Origin of the sequence: Hirschia litorea, assembly GCF_042665075.1 — a bacterium.
Lineage (GTDB): Bacteria > Pseudomonadota > Alphaproteobacteria > Caulobacterales > Hyphomonadaceae > Hirschia > Hirschia litorea.
On the sequence record NZ_JBHTBR010000003.1, the window covers coordinates 1 to 17,101 of the forward strand.

A 17,101-nucleotide genomic window follows, 5' to 3' on the forward strand; every position below is an offset into this window, starting at 1 on the left:
ATTGTATAGCTACCCCCAAACTCAAATTAGGTTTGCATCATTTCTAAGTAGTCTACAATTGTCTATATGGCCGCATTGTTCATCAGGCAGCTTAGGGCCAATTATACCATGGTGAACAGGAAGAGTTTCGCCAAAAGCAGACAGATACAATTTTGGCAAAGCAAACACTTATAGATATGGCATCCACATAGAGTTGATCGTTCCGAAAACTCCAAGGCCAGTAAACATTATTGCAATACACATCAATATGGTCGTTGCTATTTTGAACCCAATTGATGGAATTTGTCTAGAAATTCGGTAAAGCTCATACAGTCCTAAAGGTATAAGATAACAACCAAATGCCATCGCATGATTAGCCGGACCTGACATATCTTGGTTCATCCCAACGGGTCCACCCGCAATGATCATCCACGCCATAATTGAGACGCGCATAAACCACACTCCATTTGCAGCCATAAATAGGCGCATTGCCCAGCGCTGATGTGTTTTTATATCTCTAAGAATAGCATTTTTTACCGTGTTATATGCACACACTAAGATCAGAATCGCATCTAATGTGATCGCATATGCACCAATAATGTTTAGATGAGTCCCTCTGATCCATGTCATCCAAAGTCCGCCAACAGCCAAAAAGCAAGCTGTGACGAGATAGATCCGTCCAGAAATGCGATGAAGATGAGGGGCACGTTTACGGATTTGGGGTGTAAGTTGTATTAACCCCGATAAAATCATAACAGCCGCTGTAAGCACGTGAATAGCAAACATCAAATTGCCTGCCAAATCACCTTCAATATAGCCGTCAATCAGATTTTTATCACTCCACGCGGCAATGTTCCCAAAAAAAATGCGGGTGCCGTAGAAACCAATGATAAAGACGATAAAACCCAACTGACCAATCGCGGCGATTATAAACCAAGCACTTCCCGACCAATCTAAGAGATTTTGAAATACACGCGATTGCTTTAAAGTTGAAGGTTTTGTCATGTTACGTCCCTAGTGTAAGATTGCAAAATTGAACCTAGGGACTAATTGATGTTTTTAGGCGATTGAGTCTTACTGATTTCGAAATCGGCTATTAAAAAAACTAATTTAGTACGAGAAATTACCATCAGATTAGCATTTACCCACTCTGTGAAGCGGATACTGAAATCGGCAGCTTGGGAAAAGTGGCCCCTCGATATTGTTGCCATTGCATTTTTTATATCGATAAGCTCGTATATTCTTTCCACCACATTTAATTGGGGAAGTTGGGGTATAATTATTGGCGCTGCCGGATCTGCTAGCTGTGGTTTTTCCTGGTTGCTAGCCAGAGCTTTATTCAAGCCGGATTTCCCAAAAGACGCATGGCCGATCTATGTTGTTGCTTTGCTCGTAACAACTGGAGTTTTAATCGATGCATTTGCCACGAAACGAGCTGAAACTGGAATCCTTTTTACTGGGATTAGAATGGCGGCTAGCCTACATACTCTCTTAAGCTCGGCAGTATTACTACTCGCTCCACTGGAAGCTTGGTCTAATTATAGTAAAGATTTTCCACTTAGTGAAAAACGGTTCCGGTTAGTTTACTCGTCAATTTATGGGGGATTAATGGCTATTTCCGTCATATGGCTGAGCGGTGTATCGGATAATTCTTGGGCTGATAGATCAAGTGATACGATAAAATTACTTTGTGCAGGAATTGTTATTCTTCTAAATGTGTGGGGGTGGAGATATCGCAAAAAACACCTTCACCCAAAGGCTAAGCGAAAACAACGCGTCTTAACGGATGTGACCGAAGATGAGCAAGTCTTATCTCAACGAATCCTAGAGCAACTGAATACACAGAAATTATTCCTCAAGCATGATTTAAAGCTTTCAGGTTTTGCCAACGCACTCGGTGAAAGTGATCACAATGTAAGGAATTGTATAACTGGCTTGCTTGGTTTTCGAAACTTCAACCACATGATCAACCATTACCGTATAGAAGTGGCGAAAAGCATGCTGAATTCAGAGGCTAGCAAAGATATCTCTATTCTAGTGATCGCATTTGATTGTGGTTTTTCATCAATTGGACCATTTAATAGAGCCTTTAAAGAAGAGACTGGAGAAAATCCAACTTCATACCGTAACAAGAGGTTGCAGGACAAAAATTAGATTCAAAACACCTAATTGAAGCATCTGTCAGAACGGCATATAGTTCCTAAAATTGTTCTGTTCATCGGACAGCTTTGGGCCGATCGTGTTGAAAAACCTCGCTTCAATAGTTGACCTATATGGCGAGTGTAATCAGGTTTTCCCTTTCTCTATGCTGGAATGAGAACCAGTTTCGCTAGTTTCCTGAGGTTTTGCGCTGTAGCGGCAAGATGGAACTCATCTCTGGCTCCATTTGGTCCTCCAAGGCGTAATTTTGTCATGCCGAGAATGCGTTTGAGGTGTCCAAACAACATTTCGACCTTTTTGCGCTCCCGTCTTGATTGTAGATAGGCAACTGTTTTGGCAATATCCCTTGCCATATCGCGTGCACCTTCATGGATAGAGCGCAGGATTTTGCGATGGGGTTGTGTGGGGCAACATTTCTCTTTCAGCGGACAAATATCACAGTCAGATTTCTTGGCTCTGTAATTACGAAAACCGGCTTTTGTCACACCTGAATGTTGCTTTTTAGGCTGACGATTAAATTGACGTAGAGGTTTACCTGCCGGACATATATATTGGTTCGCATCATGTTCAAATGTGAACTCTGATCTAGGAAATGCGCCATCCTTGCGCTCGCCCTTATCAAATACAGGAATATACGGCTCAATACCTTTTTCCTCGACTAACCATTCGAGCATGGGACCAGAGCCATAACCTGTATCAACAGCCAGACGTGCGGGATAAAGCTTATGTCGTTCTTCAACTCTATCTAACATACGTTTGGCTGCGGTTACTTCTGCTTGTCGTATGGCTGTGGTCGGTTCTACATCAACGATCACAGCATGCTCATTATCAATCAGATAGTTGACAGCATAAGCATAGAAAGCTGGTCCATTGTGTGCTCCTGTCCATCGGGAAGCTGGATCCGTTTCGGAATAGTATTTGGGTATTTTCTCACTAGCTGCTCCGAAAGCGGCATTATCTAGAACAGAAAAATATTCTTCAATCGCACGACTGGTTTTATCTGCGGGCAAACCTTCTTCGCCTGTCGGGCTGCCTGGATTAAACTGCCGTCGACTGCAAAAGCTTCTCCACCGACAAGCTTGGCTTTGATGCATTGGCGAAATACCATATCAAACAGCTTGCGGAACACATCACACTCCCGAAAGCGACCATGTCTGTTTTTGGAAAAGGTAAAATGATATGGAACCTCACCATCTAATCCCAAACGGCAAAACCAGCGATAAGCCAGATTAAGATGGACTTCCTCGTACAAGCGACGTTCGGAACGAATACCAAAGCAATAGCCAGCCACCAGCATCCTAATCATAAGTTCAGGGCAGATATAAGGTCGACCTTCAGAACTATAATAAGGGGCTAGTTCTGCGCGGATTTCTGAAAAATCCATCAGCTTGTCGATCTTGCTTAGCAAATGGTCTTTAGGAATATGCGTGTCCAAACTAAACTCATAAAACAGCGCATCTTGCCTCGATTTGCGCTCTCCCATCATGACCTTGCTCCATGCCTATTCAACATGAAAACAGTGAATCAATATTCGATCGAAATGTAGAGACCTTTTTCAACACAATCGGCCATTTCATGTCCCATCACGAAATAAGCAATAGCTTATGCCCGGGGGGAGCAGTAGATGTTAATTCTGGAATTTTTGATTGGAGTAGGCTGAAACTCTATCTAAGTCAGCCAACTTAGAAGTTAGAGCATATGACAAAACTATATTTGGTAGATGTTTAATTTTTTGGGAGAGCGGGCAGAAAAATTATTCGGGCGTTATAGAAAGCGTAAAGAACACGACAAAGTACACGATGGCGTCTATTTTGTTGAAAATCTTATAAATACAATGTTATAAGGGTAAGATGGCGGTGGTGTCAGACAAAAGCTAACTGGTCTCTCATACTTGGCTTTCGACGTTTCTTTTGCTCACAAAAAGTTGCTGCCATTCGCTCAATGCGACGTCGCGATTTCGTTTGAAATTTGGTCTTGAGTAGAGGTGTCGCTCCAGATTGAAGGGATTGTAAATTGACGATTGACGGGCAGCGAATTTCTGTAAGCTCTTTGTCTGTCGGAACTTATTCATTACCTTTTCTCGTCGTCTGAATGGCTGAAGTGAATTCTCGCATCTATTGTTTAGCCAGAGGCCCGTACGTTGGTTTTCAGCGTTTCCGATTTCTTTCATGGCTGCTCCATAAGAAAGCAATCGGACTGTCACTAAATGTTTCGGAGGTCCATGTCGCTTCATTGCTTTGCGTAAAAACTTCAATGCTGCCCGTTTGTTGCTGCTTTTGGTGACGTAAGCTTCGAGAACTTCATCCTCATGATCAACAGCACGCCATAAATAATGAAGCTCTCCATTGAATTTGACGACTTTCGAGCCCAAAACTTTGATCTAGTAGATCATAGTTAGGTGGAAAAGCCTCCTACAGGAGCTTCATCGAGCTGCCATGGCCATTGTGTGAATTTACGCATTTGAGCCGATCGTTTACGAGGGATCTTTGATGCGAAGTAGGGACCAAACCTATTCCACGCTCATGAATAAGGTCTTTAACATTCCTTAGTGGAAGTGGAAAACGGATATACATCATCACTGCAAGTTTGATGATCTCAGGTGAGGTTTGAAGTATCGGTAGATGTAGATTTTCATCGTTCAGACTCAGCGAAAACTGGTTATGTTGGCAATTTGTAACTTGATCTGACGCCCCCTCGATCATTTTTGTTGAATAATCAAGTAAAATGATCTCTAATCCAAGTAAACAGAATCTGATGCAAATTACTGTCAAAAAAGTAATTGGGGTGATCTGTCAAAATTGAGCAATAGAAGAGAGTAAGAGCATGCGGGAAGTTGTAATTTGCGAACCTGTGAGGTCACCTGTTGGTCGTTTCGGTGGAGTGTTTAAGTGCGTTGAGGCTAAAAATTTAGCGATCCAAGTCCTGTCCAAGATGATGAATCGTACAGGGCTTTCAGGTGAATTCGTTGACGATGTGATCTTGGGGCAATGTTACCCGACTATGGATGCTCCATCTATTGGGCGAGTCGTAGGTTTAGATTCTGGATTGCCTCATACCGCGGGTGGAATTCAGATAGACCGTAGATGTGGTTCTGGTCTTCAGTCTGTTATTTATGGCATTATGCAGGTGGCTTCAGGCGGTAGTGACTTGGTGTTGGCTGGTGGTGTGGAATCAATGAGTAATGCGCCGATTTACAACACCTCTAGTCGGTGGGGAATCGGAAGTGGAGAGGGTGTATTGATGAAGGATAGCTTGCTTCATGGAAGAATAAATGCCGGAGGCGATAAATATCCGATACCAGGTGGCATGTTGGAAACCGCGGAGAACGTTCGAAGAGAATATAATATTTCAAGAGAAGCACAGGATGCATACGCGCTGTTGTCTCAAGCTAGAGCCCAAAGAGCAAAGAAGTTAGATCTTTTTAAAGACGAAATTATCCCAATAACTGTAAGGCATAAGAAAGAGAACTTGACGATAACTGATGACGAACACCCTCGTCCAGATACGACGCTTGAAAGCCTATCTAAGCTTAGACCAATTCTTGGACATGTAGATGTCGAAGCAACCGTTACAGCAGGAAATGCGAGCGGTCAAAATGATGGTGCTGCGATGTGTATTGTCACAACTCGTAAGAAAGCTGAGGAGTTCGAATTAAATCCGTTTTTAAAGTTGGTTTCTTGGTCAATCTCTGGTGTTAGACCAGAAATGATGGGGATGGGGCCAGTGCCTTCAACACTCAAGGCTCTTAAAATGGTTGGCCTACAACTCAGTGATATAGATCTTATCGAATTAAATGAAGCGTTTGCCTCTCAAGTGCTCGCATGCGGTCAAGTTTTGGGGCTTAGTGATGGAGATTTCGACCGGATTAATGTCAATGGATCGGGAATTTCACTGGGACACCCTTTAGGGGCTACCGGTGCGCGTATCTTAACCACGTTGGCGTATGAGATGAAACGTCGTGACGTTAAATATGGTCTTGAAACGATGTGTATTGGTGGAGGGCAGGGCTTAGCCGCAGTATTTGAAAAAGTTTAATATTTCATTGGTTTGATCGTATTGAAGGTGAGACATGAAGGAGGCGAAAATGCAGAAATCTAACAAAACCGAAGGAAGTGAACGCTCTTCTTCAGTTCGTGAAATAATAGATTCTGGGCCTCTTACGCCAGGTATATTGATGATCGCAGGCGTATGTTTCCTTCTCAACGTTCTAGATGGGTATGATATCGTGTCTATGTCCGCGGGTGCAACGTTGATTCAGTCAGAGTGGGGGCTGTCTAGTATAGAAAAGGGATATATACTTACCGCCGCTTTATTGGGTATGGCGATGGGGGCATCGTTTCTTGCGCCATGGTGCGACAAGTTTGGACGGAGGCCAATGATATTGGGAGCGTTGATTTGTACCTCGTCGTGTTTAATAGTTTCGAGTTTAATTCAAGAGTCACTGCAGCAAATGATTGGCGTGCGTCTTGTGACGGGCTTGGGAATAGGTGTAATTATGGCGAGTACGACAGCTATCACCATAGAATACACCCCCGAAAAATGGAAGAATTTCATAGTTCCTATTGTTGTCTCTGGGTATCCTTTGGGTGCTTTGTGCGTTGGGCCTATCGCTCAATTGGTGCTTCCTTTATATGGTTGGCAAATGATGTTCTTAGGTGGGGGAGTATTGGGTTTTATGTTCGTTCCCGTCGTGTATTTTTTTCTTCCTGAGTCATTAAACTTTATGGAGGTGCAGAAGCAAAATCACGTTGAGTGGTTGAGACGAATTAATAAGTCGTTGTCTTTTGTTAGGCGGGAAAAAATTGACCAAATGCCTTTAGAAAAAATAAGCTTTGAGGTGAGGGGAGGGAGCGCGATATTTGGCAAGCAGTATTTCATGAAAACGGTTGTTTTAGTAACTTGTTTTTTTGCTGCCTATTTGACGATCTATTTCTTGTTGACTTGGATTCCGTCACTTTACGAAAGTGTGGGTTATTCACGATCGCAGGGAATAAACGCTCTCACTCTTTTGAATTTTGGGGGAGTAATTGGGATCTTTGCGATTGCGGTGATTACGCTGCATTTAAACTTGTCCGTAACTTTGGGGATTGGATTTTTTTTAGCAGCAGGGCTTTTAGTTAGTTTTTCAGCAGTGCAGCCAGATAATTTATTTAGCTTGAATCTTATGATCTGGGCGATAGGTGTTGCGCTTTATGGTGCGTTTACTGGGATGTATACCGTTGTGAGTCGTGCATATGGGGTTACAGAGCGCGCAACTGGAATTGGCTTTTCATTGGGCATCGGTCGGTTAGGTGCTGTTGCCTCCCCAATTCTTGCTGGGTTTCTCGTAGACGCTGGTTGGACAATGTATGCTTTGTTTGTAGTGTTTTCAATTCCCGCATTGGTCGTTTCTTTTTTTATGTTCCTACAAAAATGCTAGATACGTCAGAATGATAGTTTGTTATCTTCACAATGAAACTTGATTTTATGAGTATGCCGTACATCCATAATTTTTGCTGTTACTAAAAGCCTGTGTATTATTCTTTAGGACGGTGCGCTTCTTAAAATTCAATTCTTCCGGCCGTTTTTTCTTTCACTTCATTGGATGTCACGTTAGTTGAAAGTTCAACTATTTTGAATGAGGATCCTGTTACATCAAACACTCCTAGTTCGGTGATAACCCGGCTCACTACGCTTTTTCCAGTAATTGGTAACTTGCAGGAAGCGAGCAGCTTTGAGGTGCCTCGTTTCGTTGTATGATCCGTAAGGACAACAACACGCTTGGCACCTGCAACAAGATCCATTGCGCCGCCCATTCCTTTTATTAGCTTTCCTGGGATGGTCCAGTTTGCGATATCTCCATCTTGGGAAACTTCCATCGTTCCTAAGATTGCTAGATCAACATGGCCACCTCTGATCATCGCAAAGGATGAGGACGACCCAAAATAAGATGTTCGGTCTAATTCTGTGATAGTTTCCTTGCCCGCGTTTATGAGGTCAGGATCAACTTCATCTTCATAAGGAAATGGTCCCATCCCTAACATTCCATTTTCAGACTGTAGAGTTAGTTCTAAATTGGGGGGGACGTGATTTGCAACAAGGGTAGGAATTCCGATACCTAAGTTGACATAAAATCCTGCTTGGATCTCTTTTGCGGCTCTTGCAGCCATCTCATCTCTTGTCCAAGCCATATTACACCTCTCTCTGACGCGTAGTTTTACGTTCAATTTTTTTAGGTGTTTGGGATTTTATAATTCTCTGAACAAAGATTCCTGGAGTATGAATTTTGTCTGGATCGAGCGTTCCTGTTGGTACGATATGTTCAACTTCTGCAATGGTTATGCGTCCGCCCATTGCCATATCAGGGTTGAAGTTGCGAGCTGTTTTTCGGTAGATGAGGTTTCCTTCCTCGTCGGCAGTTTCTGCTTTTATGAGAGCTAAGTCTGCCTTGATGCCGCGTTCCAAAATATGTGGCACGCCATCAAATTCAGCGACTTCTTTGCCTTCGGCAATCAGCGTTCCATATCCAGTTCTGGTGTAGAAAGCAGCAATGCCTGCCCCTCCAGCTCTGCACCTCTCGGCGAGCGTTCCTTGGGGCGAAAACTCCAGTTCAAGTTCGCCGTTTAGATACTGTTCAGCGAACAACTTATTGTCCCCAACGTATGAGGAAATCATCTTTTTAATTTGTTTCGTTTGCAATAGCAACCAAAGTCCAGAGCCTTCCGTGCCTGCATTATTGGATATGCACGTGAGGTTAGTTACTCCTGTGTCTTTGAGAGCAGTAATGAGTGTTTCTGGCATTCCGCATAACCCAAAACCTCCAACCATTACAGTAGATTGATTGGATACGATATCTTTCAAAGCGCTAGAGGCGCTTGAATAAATTTTGTTGCTCATATTGTTGCTTCACCTATTTTGTCTCTAGACTCTTGCCCCTTAAAATATTTCATGATACTTGAAAAATCAAGTAATAATTGATAGCATATATATTCGCACGAATATGGCTTGATCGAGTGAAGCTTTAAGTGAGGGAGGTTTTTAGTGATTCGTATCATCAAAAAAGACGAAACTTTTCGTGGCTTATCGTCTGTATTTGTGAGTGCTTTGGAGCTTGGTGATGGTGATGTGTCAGTGGGAATTAAGGATGTTATAGACGTTGCTGGCGTTCAAACGCGCGTAGGTAGTCGAGCGCTCGCCAATGTGCCGCCGGCCTTGGAAAATGCCGAAATAGTGGAGTTGATCTTAAATTCGGGTATGAAAATTGTTGGTAAGACCAATATGCATGAGCTTGCATACGGTGTAACGGGCTTGAATGACTACACTGGAACACCAACCAATCCAAATTATCCAGAAATAATACCTGGAGGGTCCTCCAGTGGATCTGCTGTAGCAGTAGCTGCAGGGGCGGTGGATTGGGCAGTCGGAACAGATACAGGTGGGTCTATTCGAGTTCCCGCTGCTTGTTGTGGTGTGTTGGGTTTAAAGCCGACCTTTGGGCGTGTTTCACGGCGAGGGCTGCTGCCAGAATTTTCTTCTTTGGATTGTCCTGGGCCATTGGCCTCTGAAGCTAAATATATTGATGTGGCAATGAGGGCTTTGGCTCCTGATTGGAAGTTGCTCTCTAAAATTGGTGACTTAAAAGTAGCTTACTTAGAAGTTGAAGCGCAGCCGGACATTTATGAGAGTGTATTGAGTGTGCTCCTGGGTTTTTTGGGGCGTCTAGATAAATATAACCTCAAGAGTTTTAGTGCAGCTCATTCTGCTGGATTGACGGTAATATCGTTCGAAACTCATAGCGCATTTAAAGAATTGTTGGGTACTGAGGCGGTAGGAATTGACGTTGCCTCTCGCCTTAAGTTGGCTGAAAAAATAAGCTCGGAAGATATATTGGAGGCCGAAAAGGTCCGCGAGACGTTTACAGCTGAAGTAGATGCTGCTTTCGAGCAATATGATCTTTTAGCATTGCCGACTTTGCCGATCTTCCCCCCAAAGGTTCTAGATGCTGACGATTTGATGCGTTTTTTGAATATTACAGCACTTACTCGTCCATTTAATCTTTCGGGCCACCCTGCGATCTCAATTCCGATGCCTTCTGTAGGTGGGTATCCAATCGGATTGCAGTTAATTGCTCCCAAAAATGAAGATGAAAAGTTGGTGTCTTTCGCTCGTGAATTTGAGGCTTCAAACTTTTCTCGTCTGATTAGTAAAATTTGAAAGGATAGACTGTGTCTTTATCTAGAAGTGGTTTTGATTTGCCTAGGTCTTCCGTCAAGCATGATGAGGCTCGATTGGTTGCGCTTTTGGGTGACGTTAAGAGCCGAACGGATGAGATAAGAGATCAGCGTTTTGTAAGTCAAGATATTATCGAAGAACTTAAAAGCGTGGGGCTGTATAGAAGTTTGGTACCTCCAGAGTTTGGCGGTACAGAAATGCATCCATCAGATCTATTAAGGCTTATCGAAAGAGTGGCTGAAGCTGACGGCTCTACTGGATGGGTGGCGAGTTTTAGTTTTGCGACAAAATATTTGCAATCTTTGCCGGTTGACACTCTACGGAAGATTTATGCCGATACTCCAGATATCGTTTTTTCAGGTGCTGTATTTCCGCCTCAGCCAGCTAAAAGTGTTGAGGGTGGAGTAATCGTAAATGGCCGTTGGGGCTTTGGTAGTGGCTCTATGGGGGCCGATTATATCGGGGTTGGGATTTCAGTCGAAGGCAAGGATGAATTTAGTGACCTTCCATTAATGGCTGTGATGCCAGCAAGTGATGTGAAAATTGATCCTGTTTGGGATACCATTGGTATGACGGGGACGGGAAGTCATGACCTTGTAGTAGAGGATGTGTTTGTTCCTAAAGAATTTTTGTTGGTACGTGGTGCTCAGCCTTCAATTGATACGCCAGCATACAGATATCCTTCTTTGGCCATGGCTGCACAAGTTTTGGCGGTGTGTGGATTAGGGGTTGCTAGAGCGGCTATCGACCACATCTTGTCTATTGCAGATAAATCTAAGTCAATAACGGGCGCTCCTACATTGGGCGACCGTTCGAATGTGCAACTTCATTTAGGAGAATCGGTGGCGAAGTTAGAGTCTGCTCGCGCTTGGATGTATAGTAGTACAGATGCTGCATGGGAAGAAATCAGTGCTGGTCGAGAACTGAGCCGTGAATTCAACATGCAATTACGTTTAGCTTCCTCTCATGCTGGGCGCACGGGCGCAGAAGTAGCCCGAGCCTGTTTTGAGATGGCTGGAACGATGGGGATATTTAACAAGAACCCTCTCTCTCGCTATCTCACAGATGCAATGGTCACCGCCCAACATGCCTTCCTCGGGGAAGGGACATTTATAAACGCTGGGAAAGTTATGGTGAATTCGCCAGCGGTACATGGGTACGATGTTCTATAAAAATATTGCTTTAAGATGGAAAATAAAATGACTGAAGAACCAAAAAAAATACGCACTCTATTTTGTATCGCCATTTTGCAAAACTTCTTTGAATTACCGTCTTCTGAGATTGGAACTGTTTGGTCGGCTTTTGGTGAGATGATGGGCGGAATATCTCAAATTCCAGGCGTGGAAATATTGGGAATGCTTGATGATGACGAAACAATGGTTGGTACAGCGCCAAATGGTTTTCCATGGACTGCATATATTATGGCAGACATGCCCGACCGAGATAGTGTCATAGAGGCTTGTAATCTTTTTAGAACGATTGAAGTTGGTGAATACCGTCTGTGGAAATATTGCCGGGTTGAGGCTCGTATGGGGCGCTCTTTAGAAGTGCCAGCACAATATTCGAGTTAGGCATTAAGCAATGGCGGGTACTTACAAGTCACAAATCTCTAAACTTTCGGCGCGTTTAGATGCGTTGGAGGGCGAAAGCAGAATTAGAGGTCTTGTGGCAAGATACATGGAAATTTGCGATGAGCTAACTCCTGAAACACCTTATGATGAACTGGGGGAATTGTTTTCTAAAGACGCTGTTTGGGTTGGGACAGGAAACAAGTACAAGACCGCATTTGGAGGGCATAAAGGGCGCGAAGAAATCGTCAATTTTCTAAAAGAATACGGCGACCCTAAACCTCATTTTTCCTCTAATGTTCATTTTTTAACGAGTGAGAACCTTTTAGTTAAGTCTAAAACTGCGACGGGAAGTTGGGTGATGCTTCAAACGCCCACTTTTTCAAATGAACAAAGTTTTGTTTTGGCCGCGCGATTGAATTTAAAATTTAAAGTAGAAACCGGAAAGTGGCGAATAAGCCAATTCTCAACCACCAATTTGTTTGGAAGACCTGTTGAGGGAGGATGGCATTCCAATGCGCCCATCCCGACGCCGATTGTAGACAAAAATTAGGAGCTGGAAAATGAGCAATACTATTATTGATAACACAAGATCCGAACGAGATTTCGAAGAATTGGTACGTCAAGATAGCGTGCACACATCATTGTACAACGATCCTGAGCTTTTCGAAATGGAGATGGATCGTATCTTTAATAAGACATGGGTTTGGGTTGCGCACGAAAGCGAAATTGCCGAAAAAGGAGAATACATTACTACCTATGTGGGACGTCAACCTGTTATCGTAAATAGGGACCGCAAAGGCACAGTACATGTTTTGCTGAACCGGTGTCGCCACCGAGCAGCTACTGTTTGTGAAGGTAAAAAAGGGAAAGCAAACAGTTTTGTCTGTCCCTATCATGGATGGGGATACGGCCAAGATGGTTCTTTGCGCGGTGTACCGATGGCTGACGGCTATGACGAAAGTTTTGATAAATCGAAATACAGCCTCGAAAGTCTTCGCGTTGAGCATTACAATGGAATGATTTTTGCGACTTTCAATGATGATGCCCCCCCATTGGATGAATTCTTAGGAAAAGCCAAACCTTGGATCGATTTATTCATGAAACAAGGTGCTGGTTACCCTGTTTCAGTGACTGATGGTGAGCATAAATTTCGTTTCCCGGGTAACTGGAAAATTCAGCTTGAGAATACAACGGATGCCTACCATTTTCCAGTAGTTCACAAGTCCTTTCTTAAATCACTTGATCAGCAAGCCGAGGAATTGTTCTCATTTCTTGATGGTGATGGCTTCGTTGAAGACCTTGGAAATGGCCACAGTGTAATGGTTATGATCCCAGAGTTAGTGGACCTGGAAGAAAACCTTGATGAGCCTATTCCAGATCGTTTTGAAGAATTGGCTGAAGAGCTTCGCAAAGAGCACTCTGAAGAAGAAGTTTGCAGAATTGTTCGTGCTGTAGGGGGGAGTGGATTCAACCTTAATCTGTTTCCTAATATTGCTTGTTCAATGGCATTTTTCCGAGTTTTACGTCCTATCTCGGTGCAAGAGACTGAAATTCGTCATGTTGTTATAACCATGAAGGGCGGGCCCAAAGCTGCCAATCAAATGAGATTGCGACTTCATGAACATTTTCAAGGACCGATGGGATTCGGAAGTCCAGATGATGCGGAGGCATGGGAGCGGGTTCAACGTGGTGCCAATGGAGGTCCAAACATGCGGATTATGTTGAACCGAGATTTGGATAGCGAGGGCAAGGGGCCAAATGGTGAAAATAGAGGTGACGTCTGTGCTGAGACTGGAATGCGCGCGGCTTATCAAATGTGGAAACGGATGATGTCAGTATGAGCAATTTAACTTTTGAGAACGTAGTGCAGTTTTTATGGCGCGAGGCAGAAATTCTAGATACTCAAAGCTATGATGAATGGCTGGAGCTTTGGGATAAAGAAGGTTTGTATATTATCCCAATTGATCAAACTGCTGAAGATTATGCTGACACTCTCAATTATGCTTACGATGACGATAAAATGCGTCGGAAGCGTGTTGTGCGACTCCAGTCATCATTTTCTCAGTCTGCTTTAACTGCCGCTAGGACCGTCAGAACTACATCTCGTTTTGTTGTTGTTGATCACTCTGAAAATGAAATGACTCTGCGGGCTGCTCAGCATCTTGTAGAATATCGTCGTGATATAATACGAATTTTGGCAGCAGATGTTGATATTGTTGTCATAAATACAAACGATGGTTTGAAGCTTAAGAAAAAAATCGTCAAGTTAATCAATGGCGAAGAAGCGGTATCGGCGATGGGATTCTTGTTATGAATAAGCCGGACCAGTCAGATGTTGTTGTTGTAACAGGTGCTGGGCGCGGCTTGGGCAGCGATTTGGCGCAAAAATTTGCAGCAAATCGCTACAAAGTTCTAGTGACTGATCTCGATACATCTCGAATTGATGAAACCGTTGAACTTATTCGAACAAAAGGTGGTGTAGCCGAGGGGGGCGTACTGGATGTATGTAAAAAATCTGATTTCGAGAGTACTTTAGCTAAAGCGTTATCCCTATGGGGGCGTGCAGATGTGCTCATCAATAATGCAGGTATGACACGTACTACCTCACTTTTTGACATTAGTCCTGAAGAATTTTCTCAAATTGTTGACGTAAACATGAGAGGGACTTTCTTGGGCTGCCAAGTTTTTGGAAAATATTTTTCTGAGGAAGGGTATGGTAGAATTGTAAACCTTGCATCCTTGGCTGCGCAAAATGGTGGAGCTGCGACCGGTGCTCACTATGCAGCATCAAAGGGGGGCATTGTAACTTTGACAAAGGTTTTTGCGCGAGACCTTGCTAAAAAAGGCGTCACTGTAAATGCAATATCTCCTGGGCCTTTGGATGTAGAACTTGTTCGAGAGATTTTACCGCCAGAAAAATTGGAAGCAGTAACACAGTCAATTCCTGTTGGTCGCCTGGGAAATCCTAACTTTATTGCAGATATAGCTCTACTTATGGCTTCAAGATCCGCTGCTTCAATGACCGGCTCAACAGTTGATTGCAATGGTGGATTGTATGTCAGATAATGAGATTTTGTCATTAATAGTTAAATCCCGTAAGGAATTGCCTGGCCAGGTAGTATCGCTTGAGCTTGGAACGCATGATAACAGCAATTTGACTGCATTTAGCGCAGGTGCTCATATAGATGTGCATACGAAATCCGGGTGTATTCGACAGTATTCACTGTGGGGATCACCTGAAGACACCACAGTTTATAAATTGGGTGTCTTGAAAGAGTTGGAATCCCGTGGCGGCTCTAGATCCATTCATGATGATATTGAGATAGGTGATCAGCTTTTCGTAAGCGAGCCTAGAAATCACTTTCCATTGGTTGAAGCAAGTCAGAGAAATATACTGATCGGTGGCGGCATAGGAATTACTCCTATTCTTTCTATGGCCTACCAACTTCAAGCAGAAGGAAAGGATTTTTCTCTTCATTATTGTGTGATGGATCAAAGTAAATCGGCATTTTGGGATGTGATTTCAAGCAGTGCATTTGCTGATAAAGCTCATTTGCACTGTTCTCATTCTAATGATGCTCCAAGCTTCGATATAGACGCAGATATCCCTCAGTGGGAAGAGGGTACTCACCTATATACTTGTGGCCCGTCTGGATTCATGGATTGGATTCTAAGTGGTGCGGAAGCCAAAGGGTATGAAAGCGCTTATCGGCACAAGGAAGACTTCGGCGCTGATGTGGATACATCTGGTGATACATTCACTGTTGAAGCTCGAAAATCAGGTGTTACGGTTGAAGTGAAAGATGGTCAAACTATAGCATCTGTTCTTAAAGCTGCCGGTGTTGACATAGATGTTTCTTGTGAAGAAGGGGTATGTGGGACCTGTTTGAGTGACGTGCTTGAAGGTGATCCCGACCATCGGGGTGAGTATCTTACCGATGAAGAGAAAGTGGCTGGCGATGTCATCTTAGTTTGTTGTTCACGTTCAAAATCTCCAAAATTGGTGTTGGATTTATGACCAAGTATCCAACATCGAAAACGCGAATCGTAGGAATGGAAGTAACTATCCTGCGTATTCCTACGATTCGCGCGCACACCTTATCAATGGCAACGATGAAAGATCAGCGCTGCGTTGTTATACAAATCGAAACAGAAGACGGTCTAGTTGGGCTTGGGGAGGCAGCTACCATAGGTGGATTGGCATATTCTGATGAAAGTCCAGAAGGTATAAAGCTAACTTTAGAAAAGTATTTCAAACCGATCATTCTTGGAATGGATAGTGCTCGCCCCGGCGAGGTAATGTACCGAATACGGTCCTGTGTTGTTGGTAATTTTTTTGCCAAAATGGCTGTTGATACTGCTCTGTTGGACATCACGGGCAAGCGTTCTGGTCTGCCAGTAAGTGAGTTGGTAGGCGGACGTATTACAAACCGTTTGGAAGTGGCTTGGACTTTAGCCAGTGGAGATACGCTTCAAGATATTTCTGAAGGGCGGAGGGTACTCGATGATAGGCGTCATCGCCATTTCAAACTCAAAATAGGAAAACGTTCTTGGCAGGAAGATGTAGAGCACGCCGGTAGGATAGTGGATGCTTTTAAGGGCGAAGCAACGATACGCGTTGACCTAAACCAAGCTTGGGATTTGGCGACAGCGAAGCGCGCTGTACCTGCATTAGTGGAAGCAGGTGTTACGCTAGTTGAGCAGCCTCTTAGTGTGAATGATCTAGAGGGCTCCAGAATTCTTCGAGAGACGACTCATGCCTCGATCATGGCAGATGAGTCGTTACGCGGTGGTAGCATTGCGGCTAAACGTATTACTGATGCGAAAGCGGCTGATGTGTTTGCTCTAAAAATTGCGCAGGCTGGCGGTTTGTTTGCGTGCCGATCAGTTGCTGAATTGGGTTTAGCAAATGGAATGGCACTTTACGGCGGAACGATGCTTGAGGGGCCAATTGCAACGATTGCTTCAGCTCATCTATTTTCTACTTTACCTGAGTTCGCTTGGGGAACTGAATTATTCGGTCCCTTATTGCTCGCCGAAAATCCTATACTTCAATCTCTCAATTACCATGAATTTGGTTTGGAGATAAGTGAAAAGCCAGGGTTGGGAGTAGAGATAAATCCGGACGCTCTGCAAGAATTTTCAGAATACGATTGAACAATAAATTAGGAGATACGCTT

General features: G+C 43.7%; 15 protein-coding genes and 2 pseudogenes. 12 read left to right on the forward strand and 5 right to left on the reverse strand.

The window, feature by feature from the left end; all coding sequences use genetic code 11:
- Positions 1 to 168 precede the first annotated feature (168 nt).
- Positions 169 to 984: a DUF2306 domain-containing protein gene (locus tag ACFQS8_RS07055; protein WP_382166598.1), complete on the reverse strand. Its 816-nt coding sequence runs from the start codon at positions 982 to 984 to the stop codon at positions 169 to 171.
- A 147-nt stretch (positions 985 to 1,131) separates the two neighbouring features.
- Here ACFQS8_RS07055 and ACFQS8_RS07060 point away from each other — a divergent pair, with 147 nt between their 5' ends.
- The gene (locus tag ACFQS8_RS07060; protein WP_382166599.1) at positions 1,132 to 2,133 is read left to right on the forward strand and encodes a helix-turn-helix domain-containing protein; all 1,002 of its coding nucleotides are present in this window, start codon (positions 1,132 to 1,134) and stop codon (positions 2,131 to 2,133) included.
- 149 nt (positions 2,134 to 2,282) lie between these two features.
- Here ACFQS8_RS07060 and ACFQS8_RS07065 read toward each other — a convergent pair.
- Together ACFQS8_RS07065 and ACFQS8_RS07070 are read right to left on the reverse strand one after the other, a co-directional pair.
- Positions 2,283 to 3,625: pseudogene (locus ACFQS8_RS07065) on the reverse strand (transposase).
- 399 nt (positions 3,626 to 4,024) lie between these two features.
- A pseudogene (locus ACFQS8_RS07070) lies at positions 4,025 to 4,715 on the reverse strand (IS6 family transposase).
- A 247-nt stretch (positions 4,716 to 4,962) separates the two neighbouring features.
- Between ACFQS8_RS07070 and ACFQS8_RS07075 the strand changes: the two are divergent.
- Positions 4,963 to 6,174: an acetyl-CoA C-acetyltransferase gene (locus ACFQS8_RS07075; protein WP_382166600.1), complete on the forward strand. Its 1,212-nt coding sequence runs from the start codon at positions 4,963 to 4,965 to the stop codon at positions 6,172 to 6,174.
- A 34-nt stretch (positions 6,175 to 6,208) separates the two neighbouring features.
- On the forward strand, positions 6,209 to 7,558 hold the full coding sequence (locus ACFQS8_RS07080) for an MFS transporter (protein WP_382166601.1): 1,350 nt from the start codon (positions 6,209 to 6,211) through the stop codon (positions 7,556 to 7,558).
- Positions 7,559 to 7,679: 121 nt separating this feature from the next.
- On the opposite strand, the gene ACFQS8_RS07085 is transcribed toward ACFQS8_RS07080, so the two are convergent.
- Positions 7,680 to 8,309: a 3-oxoacid CoA-transferase subunit B gene (locus ACFQS8_RS07085; RefSeq protein WP_382166602.1), complete on the reverse strand. Its 630-nt coding sequence runs from the start codon at positions 8,307 to 8,309 to the stop codon at positions 7,680 to 7,682.
- A 1-nt stretch (position 8,310) separates the two neighbouring features.
- A complete protein-coding gene (locus tag ACFQS8_RS07090) occupies positions 8,311 to 9,015 on the reverse strand; it encodes a CoA transferase subunit A (RefSeq protein WP_382166603.1) in 705 nt (234 codons plus the stop codon).
- Between the two features lie 144 nt (positions 9,016 to 9,159).
- On the opposite strand from ACFQS8_RS07090, the gene ACFQS8_RS07095 reads away from it, so the two are divergent.
- The 9 genes from ACFQS8_RS07095 to ACFQS8_RS07135 are packed head-to-tail and all read left to right on the forward strand — an operon-like array spanning position 9,160 to position 17,078.
- On the forward strand, positions 9,160 to 10,332 hold the full coding sequence (locus tag ACFQS8_RS07095) for an amidase (RefSeq protein WP_382166604.1): 1,173 nt from the start codon (positions 9,160 to 9,162) through the stop codon (positions 10,330 to 10,332).
- Positions 10,333 to 10,343: 11 nt separating this feature from the next.
- Complete coding sequence (locus tag ACFQS8_RS07100; RefSeq protein WP_382166605.1) at positions 10,344 to 11,522, forward strand: acyl-CoA dehydrogenase family protein; 1,179 nt, start codon at positions 10,344 to 10,346, stop codon at positions 11,520 to 11,522.
- Positions 11,523 to 11,549: 27 nt separating this feature from the next.
- Complete coding sequence (locus ACFQS8_RS07105) at positions 11,550 to 11,921, forward strand: hypothetical protein (RefSeq protein WP_382166606.1); 372 nt, start codon at positions 11,550 to 11,552, stop codon at positions 11,919 to 11,921.
- Between the two features lie 10 nt (positions 11,922 to 11,931).
- Positions 11,932 to 12,471 (forward strand): nuclear transport factor 2 family protein, encoded by a 540-nt coding sequence (locus ACFQS8_RS07110; protein ID WP_382166607.1) that lies wholly within the window; start codon positions 11,932 to 11,934, stop codon positions 12,469 to 12,471.
- 10 nt (positions 12,472 to 12,481) lie between these two features.
- On the forward strand, positions 12,482 to 13,762 hold the full coding sequence (locus ACFQS8_RS07115) for an aromatic ring-hydroxylating oxygenase subunit alpha (RefSeq protein WP_382166608.1): 1,281 nt from the start codon (positions 12,482 to 12,484) through the stop codon (positions 13,760 to 13,762).
- Positions 13,759 to 14,235, forward strand: a complete 477-nt coding sequence (locus ACFQS8_RS07120; RefSeq protein ID WP_382166609.1) for an aromatic-ring-hydroxylating dioxygenase subunit beta — start codon at positions 13,759 to 13,761, stop codon at positions 14,233 to 14,235. The genes ACFQS8_RS07115 and ACFQS8_RS07120 overlap by 4 nt, the downstream gene beginning before the upstream one ends.
- Positions 14,232 to 14,987 (forward strand): SDR family NAD(P)-dependent oxidoreductase, encoded by a 756-nt coding sequence (locus tag ACFQS8_RS07125; RefSeq protein WP_382166610.1) that lies wholly within the window; start codon positions 14,232 to 14,234, stop codon positions 14,985 to 14,987. Before ACFQS8_RS07120 ends, ACFQS8_RS07125 begins: the two co-directional genes overlap by 4 nt.
- Positions 14,977 to 15,939 (forward strand): PDR/VanB family oxidoreductase, encoded by a 963-nt coding sequence (locus ACFQS8_RS07130; RefSeq protein WP_382166611.1) that lies wholly within the window; start codon positions 14,977 to 14,979, stop codon positions 15,937 to 15,939. The genes ACFQS8_RS07125 and ACFQS8_RS07130 overlap by 11 nt, the downstream gene beginning before the upstream one ends.
- Positions 15,936 to 17,078, forward strand: a complete 1,143-nt coding sequence (locus ACFQS8_RS07135) for a muconate/chloromuconate family cycloisomerase (protein WP_382166612.1) — start codon at positions 15,936 to 15,938, stop codon at positions 17,076 to 17,078. Before ACFQS8_RS07130 ends, ACFQS8_RS07135 begins: the two co-directional genes overlap by 4 nt.
- Positions 17,079 to 17,101 lie beyond the last annotated feature (23 nt).

Bases quoted from the DNA above. Each gene is read 5' to 3' on its own strand.
- ACFQS8_RS07055 (WP_382166598.1), bottom strand. From the start codon at position 984: ATGACAAAACCTTCAACTTTAAAGCAATCGCGTGTATTTCAAAATCTC.
- ACFQS8_RS07075 (WP_382166600.1), top strand. From the start codon at position 4,963: ATGCGGGAAGTTGTAATTTGCGAACCTGTGAGGTCACCTGTTGGTCGT.
- ACFQS8_RS07080 (WP_382166601.1), top strand. From the start codon at position 6,209: ATGAAGGAGGCGAAAATGCAGAAATCTAACAAAACCGAAGGAAGTGAA.
- ACFQS8_RS07085 (WP_382166602.1), bottom strand. From the start codon at position 8,309: ATGGCTTGGACAAGAGATGAGATGGCTGCAAGAGCCGCAAAAGAGATC.
- ACFQS8_RS07090 (WP_382166603.1), bottom strand. From the start codon at position 9,015: ATGAGCAACAAAATTTATTCAAGCGCCTCTAGCGCTTTGAAAGATATC.
- ACFQS8_RS07105 (WP_382166606.1), top strand. From the start codon at position 11,550: ATGACTGAAGAACCAAAAAAAATACGCACTCTATTTTGTATCGCCATT.
- ACFQS8_RS07110 (WP_382166607.1), top strand. From the start codon at position 11,932: ATGGCGGGTACTTACAAGTCACAAATCTCTAAACTTTCGGCGCGTTTA.
- ACFQS8_RS07115 (WP_382166608.1), top strand. From the start codon at position 12,482: ATGAGCAATACTATTATTGATAACACAAGATCCGAACGAGATTTCGAA.
- ACFQS8_RS07120 (WP_382166609.1), top strand. From the start codon at position 13,759: ATGAGCAATTTAACTTTTGAGAACGTAGTGCAGTTTTTATGGCGCGAG.
- ACFQS8_RS07125 (WP_382166610.1), top strand. From the start codon at position 14,232: ATGAATAAGCCGGACCAGTCAGATGTTGTTGTTGTAACAGGTGCTGGG.
- ACFQS8_RS07130 (WP_382166611.1), top strand. From the start codon at position 14,977: ATGTCAGATAATGAGATTTTGTCATTAATAGTTAAATCCCGTAAGGAA.
- ACFQS8_RS07135 (WP_382166612.1), top strand. From the start codon at position 15,936: ATGACCAAGTATCCAACATCGAAAACGCGAATCGTAGGAATGGAAGTA.